This window comes from Pontimicrobium sp. MEBiC01747 (assembly GCF_053601635.1).
The window spans coordinates 1-622 of the sequence record NZ_JBSHNS010000267.1; the positions used below are offsets into that span (position 1 = coordinate 1).

Here is a 622-nt window from a genome sequence, read left to right on the forward strand (position 1 = left end):
ACACAAAGAAGAAGCACAACCATTTTCTAGATTAGAAGTAGAAAAGGAAGTAAAAGCAAAAGCCATTGAGTTAATTGACGAATTTTTAGAAGATTTAGAAAAATGATTCATGTTAATAGACATACAATAGCAAAGCCTAAAGTGCTAACTAATAAAGCGAAAGCAGAACACGATAAAGCACACAAACATTATATAACAGATGGAGAAACCAAAGCGTTCGACCATAAGTTGTTTAAAAATCTAGAAGTGAAAACAGCAATAGAAATGCTGTTTAATGGCAAATGCGCCTATTGCGAATCTAGAGTAGATAAAACAAGCCCTGTAGATAAAGAACACTTTCGTCCTAAAACGTCTGTAAAAGACAAAGAAACAGGAAATACCATACGAGGCTATTATTGGTTGGCAGCAGATTGGGATAACTTATTGTTAGCCTGTGCACACTGTAACCGAACAGGAACACATAAAGATGTGGAAGAAGAAGAATTTGTGTCAGGTAAATTAGACTATTTCCCGTTAGCAGATGAAACTAAAAGAGCAACAGCAAAAGGTAGTAATTTGGAAGAAGAGGAAAAAGTAAGACTTTTAATAAACCCATGTGTAGATAAACCAGAAACTATTATAG

Annotated in this window: 1 pseudogene; it reads left to right on the forward strand. The window is 34.4% G+C overall.

Going from position 1 to position 622, the window contains the following annotated elements:
- Positions 1-102: 102 nt before the first annotated feature.
- Positions 103-622 (forward strand): annotated as a pseudogene (locus ACVC2P_RS08875) (hypothetical protein); the annotation flags it as partial.